Here is a 20288-nt window from a genome sequence, read left to right as displayed (position 1 = left end):
ATCAAACGTAGGGAGAGTTGTCTATGAATCGAAAAGATGTAATCCTCGAACAACTTTTATATTGTCATAAAAAAAATGGTTGGTTTGTTTCCTTTCAAAGTGCTGTCGCTGGCCTAACATCAGAACAGACAGCATGGAAGGGGTCTGAAGGTAACAATTCAATCAAGGAAATTGTTAGCCATCTAATCTTCTGGAATGAACGGTATTTACATCGATTTAAAGAGATCCATCTTCCAAAGATGGAAGAAAATAATGACTCTACTTTTAGAAATTTGAGTGATTTAGAATGGTCTGAGTTGATGGAAAGGTTTAATGCCGTAATGACTGACTGGTATCATACGGTTAGTGAGTGTGAGGACGAGAAACTAGATGAACCGGTCAATCCTGAAGCAGGTGTTAATGACCCTTGGATTGGAACGTTAACCTGTGTAACTCTCCATAATGCTCATCATATTGGCCAGATAGTAACGATTCGCAAGCTTCAAGGTTCATGGGATAAGGAACAGGGTGTAAGTTAGTCATAAATAAAGCAAAAAACCGGGCGTATGCTTGGTTTTTTGCTTAATATAAGGGAGTCCTGCTTGCATGATTGTAGGATTTCTACACGAAATTAAGATATTTCTACACAAAATCAAAGTTTTTCTACACACATTTATGATTTTTCTACACACTTCTTCAACTTTTCTACACAAAATTGTACTTTTTCTACAAATTTGCATTTTACAAAAAAAGCAGCAGGACCCACGACGGGAATCCTGCTTCTCTAATTATATATTAGTCGCCATTAAACATATCAAAAATTCCTCGTGCGATACTACCTTCATCTTTCGAACCACCGCGAGAAGGAGCGGCAGCAAATACGCGGCTTGCAAGCCTGCTAAAAGGAAGCGACTGAATCCAAACAGATCCAGGACCACGTAAAGTGGCAAAGAATAAGCCTTCACCGCCGAACAGGGCCGTTTTTACACCTTTTACAAATTCTATTTCGTAATTAACATTGCTCGTCATCGCCACTAAGCAGCCTGTATCCACTCTTAAAGATTGGCCAGGAAGAAGGTCCTTTTTAATAATTGTTCCACCTGCGTGAACAAATGCCATGCCATCGCCTTCAAGCTTTTGCATAATAAAGCCTTCGCCGCCAAAGAAACCGACACCCAATTTTCGTTGGAATTCAATACCAACTTGAACACCTTTTGCAGCCGCTAAGAATGCATCCTTTTGACAGATGATTTTCCCGCCATACTGACTTAAATCCATAGGAATGATTTTTCCTGGGTATGGGGAAGCAAACGATACACGCTTCTTGCCGTTTCCGGTATTGGTAAAGGTGGTCATGAACAAACTTTCACCTGTTAGGACGCGCTTACCTGCACTGAAAAGTTTACCCATCAGACCGCTACCGCCACCACTGGATCCGTCTCCAAAAATCGTTTCCATATGTATATCATCTTCCATCATCATAAAGCTTCCAGCTTCAGCAACAACTGTTTCCTGAGGATCAAGCTCTACCTCGACAAACTGCATATCATCGCCATAAATCTTATAATCGATTTCATGGTTATTCATCGTATTCCCTCCCATTTTTTTAAAAAATATTGCTTATATTTATTATAAAAAATTTAGGAAAAAAGTGCTAATTTTAAGTAAAAAGGCCTCTATAGCACAAATAAAAAAGACGTCTACCGAAACAGACGTCTTTTTGCGTATTGAGGCGAAAAACCACACTCCACATAGTGCGCTCCATAAGGAATGTTTCTCGACTTACACAACTCAGCTCATCGCTTAGCTATTGTAACACGAATACATGTAGTAAACAAGAGACAATCAAAGAAAAAAATTTCCATACAAAAGGCTTGATAATAGTTATCAATTATTCTATATTCAAATAATCAGATATACAAATTTACAATATAAGAAGGGTTGATATGTTTATTGATAAAAGATTCCATGATTATTCCTTAAGGAATGTATCAAAGGACCTCCTGTCAGGATTAATTGTTGGGGTAATCGCTATTCCACTAGGAATGGCATTTGCCATTGCTTCAGGGGTAAAACCAGAGTATGGGATCTATACGACCATTGTAGCCGGGATTCTTATCTCCTTATTTGGCGGATCCAAATACCAAATAGGCGGTCCAACTGGAGCGTTTATTCCTATTTTATTTGGAGTAGTGATGACCTACGGTTACGAGAATCTTCTGATAGCCGGCTTCATGGCCGGAGTTATCCTGCTCCTGATGGGTGTTTTTAGACTGGGTTCCTTAATTAAGTATATTCCTAGACCGGTAACGATTGGATTTACGGCAGGTATTGCCGTTACCATTTTCACCGGGCAGATTGCAAGTTTCCTAGGTTTAGAGGGGATAAAAAAGCATGAGGAGTTCATTGAGAACATTAACGAACTAGCTGTACATCTAAATACGTTGAACTTTTTTAGTATTCTAACAGCAGCTATTTGCTTGCTTACTGTGATGCTTACACCAAGAATTGCTCCTAAGGTTCCAGGTCAGCTCATTGGTTTAATGGTTTCTACAATAGTTGCCACTCTTTTTTTTCCAAGCGAGGTGGCCACCATTGGAAGTGCCTATGGTCAAATTCCAAGTACATTGCCGCAAATCCAAATTCCAAGCATTGATATTGAGATGATTATGAAGCTTTTAAAGCCGGCATTTGTCATTGCTATGCTGGGTGGAATAGAATCTTTGTTATCGGCAGTGGTAGCAGATGGAATGACTAATAGTCGTCATAACAGCAACAAGGAGTTAATAGGGCAGGGAATAGCCAATATGATTACACCCTTATTTGGTGGGATTCCAGCTACTGGGGCTATTGCCCGGACAGCCACGAACATAAAAAATGGAGCAATTTCTCCGTTATCAGGAATTATTCATGGGATAGTCGTATTACTTGTTTTACTATTTTTCGCACCATATGCATCCTATATTCCATTGGCAAGCATGGCGCCTATATTGATGGTAGTTGCTTGGAATATGAGCGAGAGAAAAGTGTTCTCCCATATATTAAAAACTAAATCGACCGATTCAATCGTCCTAACAGTCACCTTTTTACTAACGGTTTTTGTTAATTTAACGACAGCTGTTGAAGTGGGCTTAGTGATGTCTGCCCTTCTATTTGCGAAGAGAATGAGTGATGTGATGGTTACGGCAAAAGCATTGCCGAATAGAGAACATAAACATGAAAAGGTAGAGACAGGAATGGTCTCAGATACACACGATTGCCCGCAAATTAGTATTTTCAATGTGGAAGGACCATTATTTTTCGGTGCTGCTGACACTTTTGAAAAAACAATTATGAGCACCATTAACTATCGGCCCAAAATTCTACTTCTCCGAATGAGTAAAGTTCCATTAATAGATACAACAGGTGAAGCAAATTTGTCTAGTATTGTTCACCATTTTTCGAAAAATGGTATAGTGATGATATCGGGTTTAAATCCTCAGCCAGAAAATGTGTTGAAAAAGACAGGTTTATATCAAACAATCGGGGAAGAGCACTTCTTCAATCATACAGGAGAGGCCATACAATATGCATTAGAGCAGATAAATAAAAATAAATGTCTAGGCTGTAAGCATTTTGCTTTTAGAGAATGTAAAAAGCTATCAGCCGTTGAGACGGTGGAAGGCAGTAGGAAGAAACTGACTGCTACCTTCTAAAAAAGCATAGGAGTGACCAATTTGAATCTTGAAATGCAGCAATTTAAGGCGGAATTCTTCAAAGCACTAGCACACCCTTTGAGAATCCGTATTTTAGAGCTCTTAGCAGAAGGGGATAAAAGTGTAAATGAAATTCAAACATTAGTTGGAAGTGAAGGTTCGGCCGTTTCTCAACAATTGACCATCCTACGAGCAAAAAATATTGTGACGGGTACAAAGGAAGGAAATAAAGTCATTTACACACTTAAGGATCCAATGATTATTGAACTGTTAGCTGTTGCCAGGCAGATTTTCAATAACCATCTCGTGGATACAATTACGATTCTGGATAAATTTAAAGAAGTGGAAGAAGAAGCCGCTGCAACACCGAAGAATTAATATTCTTCGGTTTTTTTATGGAAAGGCTGTGTTAAAGAACATTGTTGATTTTATACCCTGTTGATTGGAGCGGAAGGCGCGAAGACTCCTGTGGGAGTATGGTTCAGGGGAGACCCCGCAGGCGCAGGCGCCGAGGAGGCTCGCCGAAACGCCCACGGAAAGCGAAGCGCCTGGAGCGGAAATCAACATACAATTTTAACAAAGTCTCTGGAAAAAATCTCTATTTTGTAATAATTTATTCCTATTTTTTACAAAAATTAGATTACTATTAAGATGTAGCAAAATAAAGTCATTTTAGGAAGGTGATTCAAAGATGTATGACTTGGTATTGTTGCATCCCCCAACGGTATATGATTTTCGAAACGAGATGCTATTTACAGGTCCTATTAGCGATGTCGTTCCTTCTTCTCCCATATTTGAGATGTACCCGATCGGCTTAACAAGCATCGGAGATTTTCTTGAGCGGTATGGTCTAAAAGTAAAAATCATAAATATCGCCAATCGTATGTTATTAAACCCTAAGTTTGATGTAGAAAAGAAAATCAGGAAAATAAAAACAAAGGCTTTTGGCATTGACCTCCATTGGCTTCCACATGCACATGGAAGCATAGAACTTGCAAAAATCATCAAAAAATACCACCCAGATACCCCAGTCATGTTCGGCGGACTTTCCAGTACTTATTTTCACAAAGAACTCATACAATATCCGTTTATTGATTTTGTTTTGCGCGGTGATACAACGGAAAAATTAATTCTCTTGCTCCTAAATAAACTAGAGGGAAAGGAAACGGACAGTTTCTCTGATATTCCTAATCTTACTTGGAAAAAGGGAACTGACTATCACTATAACGAAATGACCTATGTTCCTGATAGTTTAGATGAATTCGATTTCCCAGGCTATCGATATATCATTCGGTCCGTATTTAAATATTTTAATCTACTTGATCCATTGCCCTATAAAGGGTGGTTACAGTATCCGAATACAGCAATCTTAACATCAAAAGGGTGTACTTATAATTGTTTGATTTGCGGTGGCTCGAAGGATGCGTATGAGCTAAACTGTAATCGAAAAAAACTGGTGATGAGAACACCTAAAAAGATGCTTGAGGACATAGCATTTATTCAACGATTTACACGTGCTCCTATTTTTCTATTAAATGATATTAGGCAGGGAGGAAAAGAGTACGTAGAGGAATTCCTAAATGGCTTAGAAAAAATGGATTTAAAGAATGAAATTGTGTTCGAATTATTTAATTATGCGGACGAAGGATTCTTTCAAAGTCTCGATAAAGCGATTCCGAAATACAGTATTGAATTGACACTAGAATCAGCAGATGAGGACATTCGGAGGTATAATGGGAAGCTTCCATGTTCAAATGAAAAGGTCATTGAAATGCTGCAAGCTGCCTTAATAAACAATTGTGCCAAAATTGATTTATTCTTTATGACGGGTATACCGAATCAAGATTATGAGAGTGCAATGAGAAATGTGGATTTTTGTGAAATTATTCACAAAAAGTGTGACGGTAATCTACGTATTTCCTATTTTGTTGCACCGCTTTCACCCTTTCTTGATCCTGGAAGTCCTGCATTTGAACATCCAGAAAAGTATGGGTATAAGAAATTCTGTCATACGCTTGAAGACTTCCGTGAGGCAATAAGACAGCCTTCGTGGAAAAATATGCTGAGTTATGAAACAAACAGTATGACAAGAGCAGAAATCGTAAGTGCCACCTATGATTCAGCTTTAAAGCTAAATGATTTTAAATATAAGACCAACCTAATAACAAAGGATGTTCATGATGAGGTAGCTGTTAAGATAGATAAATCATTGGAATTCCTCCAGCGCTTGGATAGGATCATTCTTCTGCCCAAATCAAAACAATCTCAGGAAATGAAGAAAATTAAGGAAGAAGTAGACCGAATCAATCGTCACAGCATCTGTGGAAAGAATGAACTAAAGTGGGAGGTGAAAAAGCTGTATGCTGATTTCCCTTCCTTAACCCATATCGGCCTGGAATTATTAGTGAAGGATATCATTAAAGGTGTAAAGTGCAGGACTGGAAAAATCGACAGAAATAATGTTTTTACAGGTAATTCTCAAAGTAGTAACATTTAAAAATAATAGAATTTGAGTGTAGTTTTTTAGTTAAATATTTTTATGCTAATAATAAACTATTATTTTCCTACAAAAAGTGACAGATTATTCGAAAACAGACACGCTAAAAGGGACCTTTAACCTATGAATTATGATGAGAAAACCCATAGAAATGTAGAATTGTGGCGGTTTGTGTCGCCCTCTCCTTTCTTGACAGTTAGGCTAATCTCATGATAAATTTTAATCAGCCGTTGCACGAGATTAGATTTATAATTTACTAGCTTGTTCAAAGTTCTAACCGATGTTTGGATGAGAAAAACAAGTAAAGCTATCACGTTGTAATTTGGTGAATTTTACACATGGCTTTTGTTAGCCAATAGGAGGATTTTTTCACATGAAAAACGGTAAAGTAAAATGGTTTAACTCAGAAAAAGGTTTTGGATTCATCGAAGCAGAAGACGGAAACGACGTATTCGTTCACTATTCTGCAATCCAAACAGAAGGTTTCAAAACTTTAGAAGAAGGTCAAGAAGTTTCTTTCGAAGTTGTTGAAGGAGCTCGTGGACCACAAGCTGCTAACGTAACTAAGAAGTAATCTAACTAAAACTAATTATAACAGCCCGGACATTGTTCCGGGCTGTTTTTCGTTCCTCCTTCTAAACTCCTTAATTTACCCACTTCGATAATGATTTCCAGCCTCATTGTTATTGGCATTTTGCTATAATGGTAGTATTCGTAAATTTGAAGTTAATGAAAATTGGGGTGATTCAGATGAAATTTATCCATACTGCGGATTGGCATTTGGGCAAATTAGTTCACGGTGTATATATGACAGAAAATCAGCGCGAGGCATTGGAACAATTTGTGGCTATTGTGGCCGAAGAGAAGCCAGATGCGGTTGTCATTGCAGGAGATTTATATGATCGATCCGTGCCTCCTACTGATGCAGTAGAGTTACTAGATGAGATTCTTTTTAAGATTAATGTAGAGTTAAAGACGCCAGTGGTTGCAATTGCTGGTAATCACGATAGCGCAGAGCGTCTGTCGTTTGGCAGCTCTTGGTATAAACATAGCCAATTCTATTTGTCTGGCAAATTAACAAACAGCTTTAAGCCTGTACACATTAATGGAGTGAACTTCTATCTTGTTCCTTATGCAGAGCCTGGGGTTGTCCGCCAGCTTCTTGAAGACGAGACGATCCACTCCCATCAAGATGCCATGAAAGCACTAATCGGCAAAATGGAAGAGTCATTAAATCCAAACGAACCGAATGTATTGGTAGGACATGCCTTTGTCCTGGGTGGACAAACCTCAGATTCTGAGCGAGTATTATCTGTTGGTGGTTCTGGGTGTGTAGGTGCAGAATTGTTTGAACCATTCTCATATACGGCTCTAGGCCATTTGCATAGCCCTGATGCCATCAACCACAGTAAAGTGAAATATTCAGGCTCACTATTAAAATATTCTTTTTCAGAAGCAAAACAGAGAAAGTCAATCTCTATCATCGAAATGGATGAGAAGGGTAATTTTACCCATCGTTACCGCTCACTTACACCAAGACACGATATGCGTGAGCTAGAAGGCCATTTGGAACAATTACTCGACCCCCATTTTTATGAAAAAGAACTGGTTCATGATTATTTGAAAATTACTCTACTTGACGAAGGGGCACTAATAGACCCGATTAATAAATTGCGCCAAGTGTATCCTAATGTCCTTCATCTTGAAAGAAAAATAGACATTACTGATTTGAAAAAAAAGCAGTCGTTCAGCGCAATTCGCAGCGAGAAAAAGTCTGAGCTTGAGTTATTTGAACAATTTTACTCAGAGATTACTACTTCTGATTTTACTAGTGATAAAAAAGAGGTTATGGCAGAGATTATCGAAAAAGTACTGCGTGAGGAGGGAATCAAATGAAACCGTTAAAACTAACCATACAGGCATTTGGTCCTTATGCAGGCAAAGAAGAAATAGACTTTTCAAATCTAGGCAATCGGACGATGTTTGTTATTTCTGGAAAAACCGGTGCCGGCAAAACAACCATTTTTGATGCGATTAGTTATGCAATCTATGGTAAAGCCAGTGGCGAGGATCGGAATGGTCCAGAACTGCGGAGTCAATTTGCCAGCGATGAACATTTAACGGAGGTATCTCTCGATTTTTCACTTAGGAATAAAGTTTATTCGATCACCAGGTCACCTCAACAGCTAAAGAAAAAGGATAAGGGAGAAGGATATACCCAGCTAGGTGCAAAGGCCGAACTATATCGGTGGGATGAAAATGGCGAGAAAAAGCTGCTGGCATCAAAGATCAATGATGTGGAAGAGAAAATTAAAGAGATTATGCTGATTGATGCGAATCAATTCAGGCAAATTCTAATGATCCCACAGGGTGAATTCCGAAAACTACTGACTTCAGACAGTAAAGATAAAGAAGTGATTCTTCAGCGCTTATTCCATACCCAGTTATATAAAATGGTCGAAGAGAAGCTGAAAATAGAAGCAACGGATCTTAAAAAAGCGGTAGAGGATCAAGTGCAGGCACGAAACGAGGCGATTCGGCGCATCCAAGCAGTGACAAATGAGAAACTGCGGGAATATATAGAGGCAAATAGTGTAAATGATACGATTATTCTGCCGCTCTTAAAGGAAGAGATAACTGGAATCGGTGAGAGGCTAGAAGAACTGAATGTCCAGTTTAAAGTTAAGGGTCTGGAACAGGATAAATTGAAGGAACAGCTTTTTGAAGCGGAAGCGATTTTAAAACAGCTGCAGACTAAAGTAGAATTAAAGGAGCAAAAAGAACGTCTTGTTGCACAAGAATCGTTATTTGCCGATAAAGAAGTGCAGGTACAACGAGCACAAAAAGCCGCCCTTTTAGCAAAACAAGAGGAGCTTTGTCACCGGTTAAAGAGGGAAGTAGATCAACTTCAAGTTAATGTTGATACTATTAAAGCAGAAATGGATAAGCTTAATCAATTAATGCAGCAGTATGAGCAGAAGCTCCAAATGGAACTTGAGCGAGAGAGTGAACGCCAAACAGCCCTGAATGAAGTCAATCAATTAGTTAATATGAAAGAGGATGTCTATTCATTTGCTGCCTTGCTTAAAGAGACTTCACAAAAGGATGCTGAGCTAAAGGCATCGAAAGAAAAAATGAGACAATCCGAACAGGCACTTGAACATTTGCTTGAACATATTTCTTCTCTAAACAAGCAAAGGGAAGAGATAGAAAAGGGAAAGCTTAGCTACTTAGAAAATGAAAGTAAAATGGATAAGCTCAAGGCAGAGCTTGAACGATTCGAAAAATATGAGACCTTACTTGGACGCTACAAAAAGGCTGAACAGAATTTAAGGACCATTACTGATCGTTATGAAAATACGGTTGCCAAATTTACAGACGCAAGAGCTCTTGTAGATGAACTGGAAACGAAATGGATGCATGGGCAGGCAGCGATTTTAGCTGCAAAGCTTCAAACGGGTGAGGCGTGTCCTGTTTGTGGTTCTGAGCATCACCCGACTCCTGCTCTACAGCACGAAGGCGATATTCCAACCGAGGAAGATCTGAAAGCGGCTAAGGAGCAGGCGGCTAAATGGGAAAGAGAAAAATCATTAGATGAAGCAAATTTTTACCAAAGTCAATCCGCGGAAAGAACACAGAAAGATGCAGTTCAGGAAATGCTTCAAGAAATCCGATCCTACCGAGCTGATTTTTCAGAAGAGAATTTATTACATGTTAAAATGGAAACGTCCACTGTGAAAAATCAGCTTGTACAGACTCAAAGCAAACTGGCTGAACAGATACAACAATTGGACGGTATAAAGGGTGTCATTGATAAGCATGAAGCTGAAAAAAACGAGTTGCAGCTTGCTATTCAACAGTTAGTGGCTAAGGTGAACGAACTAACTGTTGATTTTACAGAAAAGAATACGAATTTGAGAAGAATGATGAAGCTCATACCAGAGAATCTTCGTTCAGAACTGGAATACGAAAAAACACTCTCTGCTTCACGTAACCGCTATGAGATCCTATTGAAACAGTTAGAGGAAGCTCAACAACGCTTACAGGGAGTGAAAGAAAAGCGCTCAAATGAATCAGCTAGATTGCAGGATGCCGAGAGTCGCTTCTCCAGCAAGCAACAGGAGCTTCTTACAGAACGGGAAATCTTTAAAGAAAAGTTATCTGAGCAAGGGTTTGAAAATTATGGTGTGTACCATTCTTCGAAACAATCGGAGGATGAAATTCGCAGACTAGAGGGTCAAATCCGTGGTTATCGAGAAGAGTTACGTTCGGTTACTGATCGTTTGAACGAGTTAACAGAACTATTATCAGATGTGAAAACGCCTGATGTTGAGGGATTAAAGCTAGAGCTTGCAAAACGAACAAGCGAACTGGAAGAGCTAAACCAGCAACGTACAGATTTGTTTGTTAAAAAGCGTGATAATGAAGAAATATACAGCAGGGTAATAAGCTTGAATGAACAGATGAAGGTGCTTGAGGAAAGATATAAGCTAATTGGACATCTATATGAGATTGCTAAGGGGCAAAATAATTTCCGAATTACCTTTGAGCGATATGTGCTTGCAGCTTTCTTAGATGATATTTTGCGTGAAGCGAATGTTCGATTAAGAAAAATGACATCGGGTCGTTTCGAGTTGCTCAGAAAAACGGACCGAGCGAAAGGGAATGCACAAAGTGGGTTGGAGCTGCTTGTGTTCGATCAGTATACTGGTCAGGAACGTCATGTAAAAACACTTTCTGGGGGCGAGAGCTTTAAGGCTTCCTTGTCGTTAGCGCTGGGGCTTGCAGATGTGGTTCAAAATTATGCGGGCGGCGTGTCATTAGAGACGATGTTTATTGATGAAGGGTTTGGTACGCTTGACCCAGAGTCATTAGATCAAGCGATTGAAGCGTTAATGGATATTCAGAGCAGCGGCCGGTTAGTTGGAATCATTTCGCACGTACCGGAACTCAAGGAACGAATTGATGTCAGACTCGAGGTTATTGCTGGCCAAACGGGTAGTAGGACGGAGTTTGTGTTTATTAATTAGGAGACATTTGAGAGATTAGAGATAGCGAAGGTTCGGGACTTTTCTACGCGACCGATTTCTGTGAGATGATGATAGGAAGGTCGCGTAGGGTGGTTCTATGAGACCGTTGAGCGTGAACAGATGAAAGATAGGTAACGTAGGATGAGTCTTGGTAAATAAAAAGTAAAACTCGCCATAGTAATTGGCGAGTTTCTTTATTAGGAATACATACAAAAACCATAAATAGAACCCCACTTACTTGTGATACGGTTCACCGTGATGTATCACGATGAGTTCTCTTGGATTTTTGAAAAATACTTACTCCCTTTTAAAAAAGAGGAACCAGCAAAAGTAAAATAAGCGGAGATTTTCCGGTTAAATTTAGAATCGTGCTCGTTTCGGGTTAAATAAGCGGAGATTTTCCGCTTATGCTAAGCAAAATCTCTCCATTTTCACATTTTTCGATTCAATAGGCGGAATTTTTCCGTCTATTTAAGCTCTTTTTAATGATAATTACTTAATAAGCGGAATTTTTCCGTCTATTTATCAGATCGGAGGCTTAACCTGATTTCCCAACCGATACCCTCTTGATCCTAGAGGCGGGAATGAGCCGCTTTTTTTCGAGCAGCTTATAAAGGTCAATAAAATTGGTACTCTAAACGTCACTGCAAATGACAGGGGTTTTGACCCTCTCTTTTAATTGTACAATACTTATTGTCATTATAATAATGATGTCAATTTCTATGTCAAAGATAATTAAATATCTTTGAAACCTTGATAAATAAAGAAAAAGACGTATGCCATTTCATACGTCAATTCTAGTGTCTTTTAATAAGAAAGCACCGAAAAGGTAAACCTTTACCAAACTAGGTCTCACTGCTTGTTTTCTCTTATTAACCCAATTCTTTAGCCAGCGCCCTGCCTGCTTGCCTACCTGTAAACAGACACCCTCCAACAAACGTTCCTTCTAACGATCGGTAGCCATGAATTCCGCCACCGCCAAACCCAGAAACCTCACCAGCAGCATAAAGACCTGGTACTGGTTGACCAGAAGCATCCAGGACTCTGCCGGACAAATCCGTTTGAAGCCCGCCTAACGTTTTTCTGCTCAAAATATTTAACCGGACAGCAATCAAAGGTCCCATTTTTGGATCAAGTATCTTATGTGGAGGAGCAACCCTTATCAGTTTATCTCCTAAATAATTCCGAGCCCCGCGCATTGCAGTAATTTGTAGATCCTTCGTAAACTTATTCTCTATTTCACGATCTCTCGCTAAAATTTGTCTCTCGATGTGATCAAGCTTAAGTAATTGATCACCTGTAAGCTTATTCATTCCTTCCACGAGTTCAGGAAGGGTATCAGCTATGACAAAGTCCTCACCCTTATCCATGAATGCTTTTACAGGAGCAGTCGGACCTGGCAGCACACGCGCCAGCACTTTCTTTATACTCTTTCCTGTTAAGTCCGGATTTTGCTCGGAACCGGATAACGCAAACTCTTTTTCAATAATCTTCTGTGTAAGAATGAACCAAGAATAGTCATATCCTGTTTTCATAATTGCATCCAAAGTTCCTAATGTATCAAATCCGGGGAAGTTTGGTGCAGGAAATCGATTCCCCTCGGCATCCAGCCAGAGAGAGGATGGACCAGGAAGGATGCGAATTCCATGCATGGGCCAGACAGGGTCCCAGTTTTTTATGCCTTCTGTATAGTGCCACATTCTGTCGCGATTAACGATTCGTCCACCAGCTTTCTCCGTAATACCAAGCATCCTTCCATCCACGTGTTCTGGTACACCTGAAATCATATTCTTTGGTGCTGATCCAAGCCGTGTAGGCCAATTTTTCTTAATCAACTCATGATTTCCGCCAATCCCACCACTAGTAACCACTACGGCTGAACTAAGAAACTCAAACTCTCCAATGACGTCACGGGAACTTGCTTCTCCACGGGCAGCATTACTTGGTACAAGGACGTCACCACGTACCCCCGAAACCGCTCCATTTACCTGTAATAATTCATTCACACGATGACGAGGGCGATAATCAACAAGCCCCTTTTCCATTGCATTTCTAACCCGCTCTTCAAATGGTTTAACAAGACCAGGACCAGTACCCCAGACAATATGAAACCTTGGTACAGAATTACCATGTCCTTCCGCTGTATAGCCTCCACGTTCTGCCCAGCCGACCACTGGGAAAAAACGAACACCCATCCCGGTCAGCCATTCACGCTTTTCGCCTGCAGCGAAATTAACATATTCCTCTGCCCATTTTTTTCCCCAATAATCTTCATCTTCTTCTCGATCAAAGCCTGCAGAACCTAACCAGTCTTGCCAGGCAAGCTCTCGTGAATCTTTTATACCCATTCGTCTTTGTTCAGGAGAATCGACAAGAAATAATCCGCCAAAAGACCACCATGCCTGTCCTCCCAAAGATGCCTCAGGCTCTTGATCTAAGAGGAGTACCTTTTTTCCCGCATCTGCCAGTTCTGCTGTGGTAACTAAACCTGCTAGGCCAGCCCCAACCACAATTACGTCAAATTTCAAATAATTTTCCTCCCCGTCAGTAACATCACCTTTATATGTTAATGGTAAATACTGTTTTCTGAAAAATCAATATCTTTTATCTAGATAAAAATTAATAATTATTTGATATGATTAAGGTATCAAAAAACCCAAATGAATGGAGATTACCAATGAAAACAGAAAGGGAAAAAATGCTTAACGGTGAAATGTATAACCCAGCAGACCATGAACTAGTAAAAGGTAGAGAAATTGCACGAAGATTAACTAGGTTATTTAATCAAACATTAGAAACAGAGGTTGAAAAAAGAGCCAAAATACTTAAAGAACTTATCGGAACCACAGGGGACAACATATACATTGAACCTACTTTGCGTTGCGACTATGGATACAATCTTCATGTGGGCGAGAATTTTTATGCAAACTTTGATTGCGTATTTTTAGATGTTTGTGAGATACGAATCGGTGATAATTGTTTTATTGCTCCAGGCGTACATATATATACGGCAACACATCCTCTTAATCCTTATGAAAGAATATCGGGTATAGAATACGGAATGCCAGTCACAATAGGGGACAATGTATGGATAGGAGGAAGAGCTGTCATTAACCCAGGAGTAACAATAGGAAATAATGTAGTCATTGCATCTGGGGCAGTCGTTATAAAAGATGTACCCGATAACGTTGTCATTGGTGGAAATCCCGCGAAAATTTTAAAAGAAATTGATTGCTAGAAAAGAGGAGGCTTCGTGGATGATAAAAGCTGCACTATTTGATTTAGATGGAACTTTGCTAAATCGCGATGCTTCTGTACAGAAATTTCTCTTGAATCAATATGAAAGACTAAACAAATGGCTTGGACATATTCAAAAGGAACTGTACATATCCAGGTTTACTGAATTAGAATGTCGTGGGTATGTTTGGAAAGATAAAGTTTACCAACAAATGATTGATGAATTTAATATAAAAGAATTACACTGCGATGACCTTCTAAAAGATTATGTCATTCACTTTAAGTACTATTGTGTCTCTTTTCCATTTGTTAAAGAAATGTTGGAGGAACTAAAGAGTCGATCAATTTCTTTAGGATTAATTACAAATGGATTAGGAAAGTTCCAAATGGATAATATTAAGGCTTTAGGGATTGATACATACTTTCAGACGATCCTCGTTTCAGAATGGGAAGGAATAAAAAAACCGAATCCTGAAATTTTTAAGAGAGCCCTGGGTTCACTTGGAGTGCAGCCAAATGAAAGCATATACGTGGGTGATCATCCTGAAAACGATATCCGTGCAGCCCGTGCAATTGGAATGCTAGGTGTTTGGAAAAAAGATGCTCAGTGGGACCATGTTGATTCAGATTTTACTATTCAAGGATTGGAGGAAATTACTCCGATTATTCACTCCCTTTCCTAATTGTATCTAAGGCTAGTTTGTCCATAATAACGAGCCGTTATTTTCCCGCAATTATCCAATCATAAACCATTATCCACTAACCCAAAATAAGATAGTTCACTCATTCAAACAAAGGGGATGATGGAGTTTGAAATGGCACAAAACGATTCTTTCTATGATACAGCAACGACAGGACAAAAAAGTAGCTTTAGCAGTAGACACATCCACAAATGAAGCACCTGTTATCCTTATTAATAACATAGTAAAGCTGTTTGAAACCGTTAAGCCTGACACGCTCTTGGTTCAAGCAGATTTTAAAATCAGAGATATTTCCCCAGTGAAAAGTGAAACCCTTACTTTTTATACACACGGGAAATCTTCCTATACATTAGTGCTTGAGTGGGCAAAAGAAGAAAAGATTGACACACTGTTTTATATTACGGATGTAACCGGCTTTTTTTCAGAAGACATGGAAACAGTAGATTTTGAATTATTTTGGCTTGTACCAGGGCAATTCTTACCGAGAGTACCATTTGGAAAAGCGATTAAGGTCGCATAAGTAGTTAATCCCTCACCTTGTGGGGGATATTTTTTTTGAAGAAAAGAAGGATAGATTGTAAAACAAAGCGAATACATGAAAATGAACCATTTTAGACACTTTGTGGAACCAATGAATGTTAATTTATTAATGTAAAGGAAAATAATTTATGATAAAAGCGATTGATTTGCATAATAGGAATCTAGCAAAGGAGTTGCTAGAGCTTCAAAGGGCTTCCTATCTGATTGAAGCCGAGTTAATCAACTTTTTCGAAATCCCACCTCTAAATGAGTCTTTGGAGGAATTAATTGAATGTAAGGAAACTTTCCTAGGTTATTTCGAAGAAAAAACACTTGCTGGAGCCATTTCTTATACGCTAGACGGAGATGAGCTTACTATTTGCCGAATGATTGTTCATCCTGACCATTTTCGAAAAAGGATTGCACAAAAGTTGTTGAGTGAAGTAGAGAGTAGGAATACGCAAATATCCGTTTATAAAGTATCAACGGGTAAGGATAATCCACCAGCCAAAAAATTATATTTGAAAAATGGCTTTTCATTCGTAAGTGACATTGAAGTAGTACCAGGATTATATATTAGTAATTTTGAAAAAAGAAAGGTGGAAGTAGGATGACTACAACAACGTTATCTCATAAACAATTGGCAGTGAATAGCTTTAATGCGGTGTGGGACTTGCTCGATTTGCCCCAAAGAACAACAGAAGAGGAAGAGAAGATGATTCATCTTGCTCATACATCGTTTTGGCATTGGACACAAGTTGTCGACCACACACCGCAAAATGTATCAATTGGATATTGGCAATTATCTAGAGTATATGCATTTGCCAAACTGGGGGAAAGAGCATTATATTTTGGTGAGCAGTGTTTGGAAGTCAGCTTGAAGAATGAAATTGAACCATTTTATATTGGTTATGCTTATGAAGCTTTGTGTCGTGCTAATGCGCTTTTAGAAAAAGATGAACTAGCAAAGGATCAATTTAACCTTGCAATGGATTATGCACAGCTAGTTAAGGTCGACAGTGCAAAGGAAAGTTTGATAAAAGATTTAAATTCGATTTTTTCAATATAAGTTAAGGCGAGAGCATCATTTTATGCTCTCACCTTTTTTTACATATCATATTATTAACTGGATATTGATTATTCGCTGCTAAAAACAGAATAAACACTTATATTTATATGCAAAATTGGCAAGCAGTGCTTATTGTATTAACGAAGCAGGATAGTTTAAGTACATTTCTTCACAAAGTTATAGAAAGCCGATCTTCTCAATTCGTAAAATCGGCTATTTTTATAATTAATTTTAAATGGTTTGGTTTTTCATTAAGACTCAAGGACTATTCAATTTTTATGCCTAAATCAAACACATAGGGCTGTTGTGGAGCAGTAATGTTTGAAAGTTGGTTAATTTTTATAACGGGAATTGTCTCCCCATTGAATTGGGTCTGCTCAATTTTACCTGTTACTTGAACCCATTTATCCTTCGGCAATGCTGCTACCTCTCCTTTTGCCATCATTCCATAAACCGAGGCATCGGCAACACAACATGTGATTCCAAATCGAGCAACAATAATCTGGTTTTGCATAAATTCTTTTTCCCGATACACAAATCCTTTGGTGGTTACCGTTTTTCCAATCATCGCATTTAGATTATCTTGAATAATGTTCATTATATTTACATATTGGTTATCGTCTATATTAATGGTATTTGCCTTTAATATTTTATTCTTCAACGCATCATATTCTTTTTGAGTTAAAGGCTCAGGTTGATTATCAAGTACACTTTGTGGGTTAGTTGATGTATTAGATTTATTGGTATTAGATGATGATTGTAACTTTGAACTGTTATTTAAAGTTTTAATTTGTTTAGACGGTTGAGAGGTAGCTCCCAATTTAATTGTTCTATTCATTGCAACCGAGCTGCCCAGCACATTGTTCGAGAAAAGAAATCCTGTGGTTATAGGAATAATAAACAATAAATAAAGAAAGACACTTTTCCCGAAAGAGGAAGGATAGGTATGATCCCCGTCACAATCACAATGATAAGAATGATCTTTCCCTGAAGATCCTCTTATAATCAGAAGAACTCCAAGAATAAGGCATATAAAGAGAGTAAAGTAAATAAATCGAATCATTTTTGGTGCGATTAACAGAGATATATTATTCGTTAGAAGTAATTTAAATAACAGTAGCATAAATCCAATCAAAATAATTCCCCTGATAAGATGATGAAAAGAAAAATCCTGGACTTTATTTGGTCTCATCATTGGACACCTCTTTTATAAAAGAATTAGCTGAAAAACATAAACGGAAAAATAGACGATAAGAGGAGTTACTAATAGTAGATATATGACAAACTTTTTCTTAAAATAACCGAATAACATTAAGGTGTTTTTTATATCAATCATAGGACCGAAAACAAGAAATGCAAGGATGGAACCTTCCGTAAAAGTGGAACCAAATGACGAGGCGACAAAGGCATCTGCTGAAGAGCATACAGAAAGGACGTATCCTAGTCCCAACATAGCCATTGGTGCAAAGGTTGTGCTTGTCCCTATTGTCAAAAGAACATTTCGGTCCAAGAAGGCTTGAAATAAACTGGCAAGAAATGCACCTATGAATAAATACTTCCCTGTATCAAATAATTCATCACTAGCATGATAGAGTGTTTCTAATAGTTTATTTCCTCCTTGGTGGTGGTGATGATTATGGTGATGGTCTTCCTTCTGCAATTTAAGAATATTATCACCTTTAAAACGTCTGTAAATGATTAATCCAATAATAATGGAACTTATAAATCCTACAAACATCCTTGCATTGGCTACATAAGGTGTGCTTTTAAATGCAAAGTATGTAGACGCATAAACAACAGGGTTTAAGATTGGAGCACTAAGCATAAATACAACGCCTACATGTGAGGGCATGCCTTTTTTTATTAACCTGCGAACGACAGGAACGATGGCACACTCACATATAGGGAAAATTATTCCAAGTAAGGCAGCAGGTATAAGGGCAAAATAGGCATTACGGGGCAAAACCCTTCGGATTACATTTTCGGAAACAAATGATTGGATAATGGCCGAAACAAATACACCCAGTAAAATAAATGGAATTGCTTCTAAAATAATACTAAGAAAAATGGTATTTACATTAAAAAACGTACTAGGGATTCTAGTAAAAAAAGAGATGTTATTTAGCTCCTCCGCAAAGAGAAATAGAAAAAGAAATAAACAAAATAATAGAAAAACGAGACTATCTTTAAACATCTTATTTATAAAGGTCATTACAAATCTACCTCCTCAAATCTATCAATCCTATCATATGGATATGTACGTATACTTCATTCATTTCATTAAAATTTGATGATTGACATAAATAAATAATCGTTATAAGATTTAATTCGTAATAATTACGATTTATATACTGCTATTAATCTTAAATTATACAAAATAATTATTCGTTTTAAATCGTAATGATTCCTAATTAAAGAAAATTTTGGAGGTAAACTAACGTGAAAAGACTTTTAGTCCCATTAATTATTTTTCTATTATTGGTAAGTGGTTGCTCAAACGCGGCTTCAACGAAAACTGAAAAAACAAGCGAAGGATCTAAAAAACTGCAAATTGTCACTACTTTTTATCCAATGTACTATTTTGCAAAAAAGGTCGCGGGCGACTCAGCAAACGTGGAACTCTTAATACCAAATGGTGTAGAACCACATGATTGGGAACCGACAGCAAAGGATATGGCAAAAATTCAAGACGCTGATGTTTTTATTTACAATAGCCAATACTTTGAACTTTGGACTGAAAAGGTGTTGAAAAGTATTAATGATTCCAACTTAAAGGTTGTTGAAGCTTCCAGTGGAATTAAATTGATGGATGCACTGGAATCCGAGGAAGGGGAGGAGCATACTGCTTCTAAAGATCCCCATGTCTGGCTTTCTCCAGTGTTAGCTCAGCAAGAAGTTAACACAATTGCTAAGGCTTTAGAGCAGGCAGATCCCAAAAATAAAGTCCAGTTTCAAAAGAATGCAGAGGATTTAAATTCGGAACTAACTGATTTAGACCACTTATATAAAGAGACTATTGATAAAGCCAAGAAGAAAGATTTTGTTACACAACATGCTGCATTTGGATACTTGGCAAAACAATATGGACTGACTCAAATTCCTATCGCAGGATTATCACCCGACGTTGAACCAACATTAGGGAAATTAGCTGAATTAACGGAATTAACAAAGAAGAAAAATATAAAGGTTGTTTATTTTGAGGAGATGACATCTTCAAAAGTGGCGGAAACGTTAGCAAAAGAAATAGGTGCTAAAACGGAAGTATTAAATCCATTAGAAGGATTAACGAAAGAAGAGCAACAACAAGGATTAGACTATTTTGGAGTTATGAAAAAAAATCTGGATGCGTTGAAATTATCCATTTCACAATAATGTTCGTATGAGAGGCTCATTCAAAAGTGTTTCTTTCAACAACCTTTTGAATGGCCTCATTTAAATTAATTTGCAAGTTTGTCGAGAATTGTACTCAAAGTTGAAGGACATACAGCCATCTAATTGACGGTTTTTTAGTTTATAGCGATATATGATTTCATTTTTTATTGGTCTTTTTTATCATATTGA

The 20288-nt window shown here is 38.1% G+C and carries 17 protein-coding genes; 13 read left to right on the top strand and 4 right to left on the bottom strand.

The window, feature by feature from the left end:
- Window positions 1–23 precede the first annotated feature (23 nt).
- The gene (locus tag AA0X95_RS19350; protein WP_413300713.1) at window positions 24–518 is read left to right on the top strand and encodes a DinB family protein; all 495 of its coding nucleotides are present in this window, start codon (window positions 24–26) and stop codon (window positions 516–518) included.
- Between the two features lie 256 nt (window positions 519–774).
- On the opposite strand, the gene AA0X95_RS19345 is transcribed toward AA0X95_RS19350, so the two are convergent.
- Window positions 775–1566, bottom strand: a complete 792-nt coding sequence (locus tag AA0X95_RS19345) for a TIGR00266 family protein (RefSeq protein WP_413300711.1) — start codon at window positions 1564–1566, stop codon at window positions 775–777.
- 359 nt (window positions 1567–1925) lie between these two features.
- On the opposite strand from AA0X95_RS19345, the gene AA0X95_RS19340 reads away from it, so the two are divergent.
- The 6 genes from AA0X95_RS19340 (at window position 1926) to AA0X95_RS19315 (ending at window position 11201) form a co-directional block, all read left to right on the top strand.
- A complete protein-coding gene (locus AA0X95_RS19340) occupies window positions 1926–3674 on the top strand; it encodes a SulP family inorganic anion transporter (protein WP_413300709.1) in 1749 nt (582 codons plus the stop codon).
- A 21-nt stretch (window positions 3675–3695) separates the two neighbouring features.
- Complete coding sequence (locus AA0X95_RS19335) at window positions 3696–4052, top strand: ArsR/SmtB family transcription factor (protein WP_413300707.1); 357 nt, start codon at window positions 3696–3698, stop codon at window positions 4050–4052.
- 313 nt (window positions 4053–4365) lie between these two features.
- Entirely contained in the window at window positions 4366–6171 is a 1806-nt protein-coding gene (locus AA0X95_RS19330; protein ID WP_413300705.1) for a TIGR04190 family B12-binding domain/radical SAM domain protein, read from the top strand.
- Window positions 6172–6544: 373 nt separating this feature from the next.
- Window positions 6545–6745, top strand: coding sequence for a cold-shock protein (locus tag AA0X95_RS19325; protein ID WP_007083969.1), 201 nt, complete (start codon window positions 6545–6547; stop codon window positions 6743–6745).
- 176 nt (window positions 6746–6921) lie between these two features.
- On the top strand, window positions 6922–8067 hold the full coding sequence (locus tag AA0X95_RS19320) for an exonuclease SbcCD subunit D (RefSeq protein ID WP_413300702.1): 1146 nt from the start codon (window positions 6922–6924) through the stop codon (window positions 8065–8067).
- Window positions 8064–11201: an AAA family ATPase gene (locus AA0X95_RS19315; RefSeq protein WP_413300700.1), complete on the top strand. Its 3138-nt coding sequence runs from the start codon at window positions 8064–8066 to the stop codon at window positions 11199–11201. Before AA0X95_RS19320 ends, AA0X95_RS19315 begins: the two co-directional genes overlap by 4 nt.
- Before the next feature lie 872 nt (window positions 11202–12073).
- Here AA0X95_RS19315 and AA0X95_RS19310 read toward each other — a convergent pair.
- Entirely contained in the window at window positions 12074–13729 is a 1656-nt protein-coding gene (locus tag AA0X95_RS19310) for an FAD-binding dehydrogenase (RefSeq protein WP_413300698.1), read from the bottom strand.
- A 149-nt stretch (window positions 13730–13878) separates the two neighbouring features.
- Between AA0X95_RS19310 and AA0X95_RS19305 the strand changes: the two genes are divergently transcribed.
- The 5 genes from AA0X95_RS19305 to AA0X95_RS19285 all read left to right on the top strand — a co-directional run bounded on the left by AA0X95_RS19305 (window position 13879) and on the right by AA0X95_RS19285 (window position 16727).
- Window positions 13879–14439: a sugar O-acetyltransferase gene (locus tag AA0X95_RS19305; protein ID WP_413300696.1), complete on the top strand. Its 561-nt coding sequence runs from the start codon at window positions 13879–13881 to the stop codon at window positions 14437–14439.
- A gap of 19 nt (window positions 14440–14458) precedes the next feature.
- Window positions 14459–15121, top strand: coding sequence for an HAD family hydrolase (locus AA0X95_RS19300; RefSeq protein WP_413300694.1), 663 nt, complete (start codon window positions 14459–14461; stop codon window positions 15119–15121).
- 127 nt (window positions 15122–15248) lie between these two features.
- On the top strand, window positions 15249–15659 hold the full coding sequence (locus AA0X95_RS19295) for a VWA-like domain-containing protein (RefSeq protein WP_309864241.1): 411 nt from the start codon (window positions 15249–15251) through the stop codon (window positions 15657–15659).
- A gap of 148 nt (window positions 15660–15807) precedes the next feature.
- A complete protein-coding gene (locus AA0X95_RS19290; RefSeq protein ID WP_413300691.1) occupies window positions 15808–16272 on the top strand; it encodes a GNAT family N-acetyltransferase in 465 nt (154 codons plus the stop codon).
- A complete protein-coding gene (locus AA0X95_RS19285) occupies window positions 16269–16727 on the top strand; it encodes a hypothetical protein (RefSeq protein WP_413300689.1) in 459 nt (152 codons plus the stop codon). Before AA0X95_RS19290 ends, AA0X95_RS19285 begins: the two co-directional genes overlap by 4 nt.
- A gap of 265 nt (window positions 16728–16992) precedes the next feature.
- Here AA0X95_RS19285 and AA0X95_RS19280 read toward each other — a convergent pair whose 3' ends face one another.
- Window positions 16993–17922: a TIGR03943 family putative permease subunit gene (locus AA0X95_RS19280; RefSeq protein ID WP_413300687.1), complete on the bottom strand. Its 930-nt coding sequence runs from the start codon at window positions 17920–17922 to the stop codon at window positions 16993–16995.
- Window positions 17923–17934: 12 nt separating this feature from the next.
- The gene (locus AA0X95_RS19275) at window positions 17935–18939 is read right to left on the bottom strand and encodes a permease (protein WP_413300685.1); all 1005 of its coding nucleotides are present in this window, start codon (window positions 18937–18939) and stop codon (window positions 17935–17937) included.
- A gap of 227 nt (window positions 18940–19166) precedes the next feature.
- On the opposite strand from AA0X95_RS19275, the gene AA0X95_RS19270 reads away from it, so the two are divergent.
- A complete protein-coding gene (locus tag AA0X95_RS19270) occupies window positions 19167–20099 on the top strand; it encodes a metal ABC transporter substrate-binding protein (protein WP_413300683.1) in 933 nt (310 codons plus the stop codon).
- Window positions 20100–20288 lie beyond the last annotated feature (189 nt).

Source organism: Neobacillus phoenicis, assembly GCF_047302305.1.
Lineage (GTDB): Bacteria > Bacillota > Bacilli > Bacillales > Cytobacillaceae > Neobacillus.
This window is presented reverse-complemented; position numbering and strand designations above follow the sequence as displayed.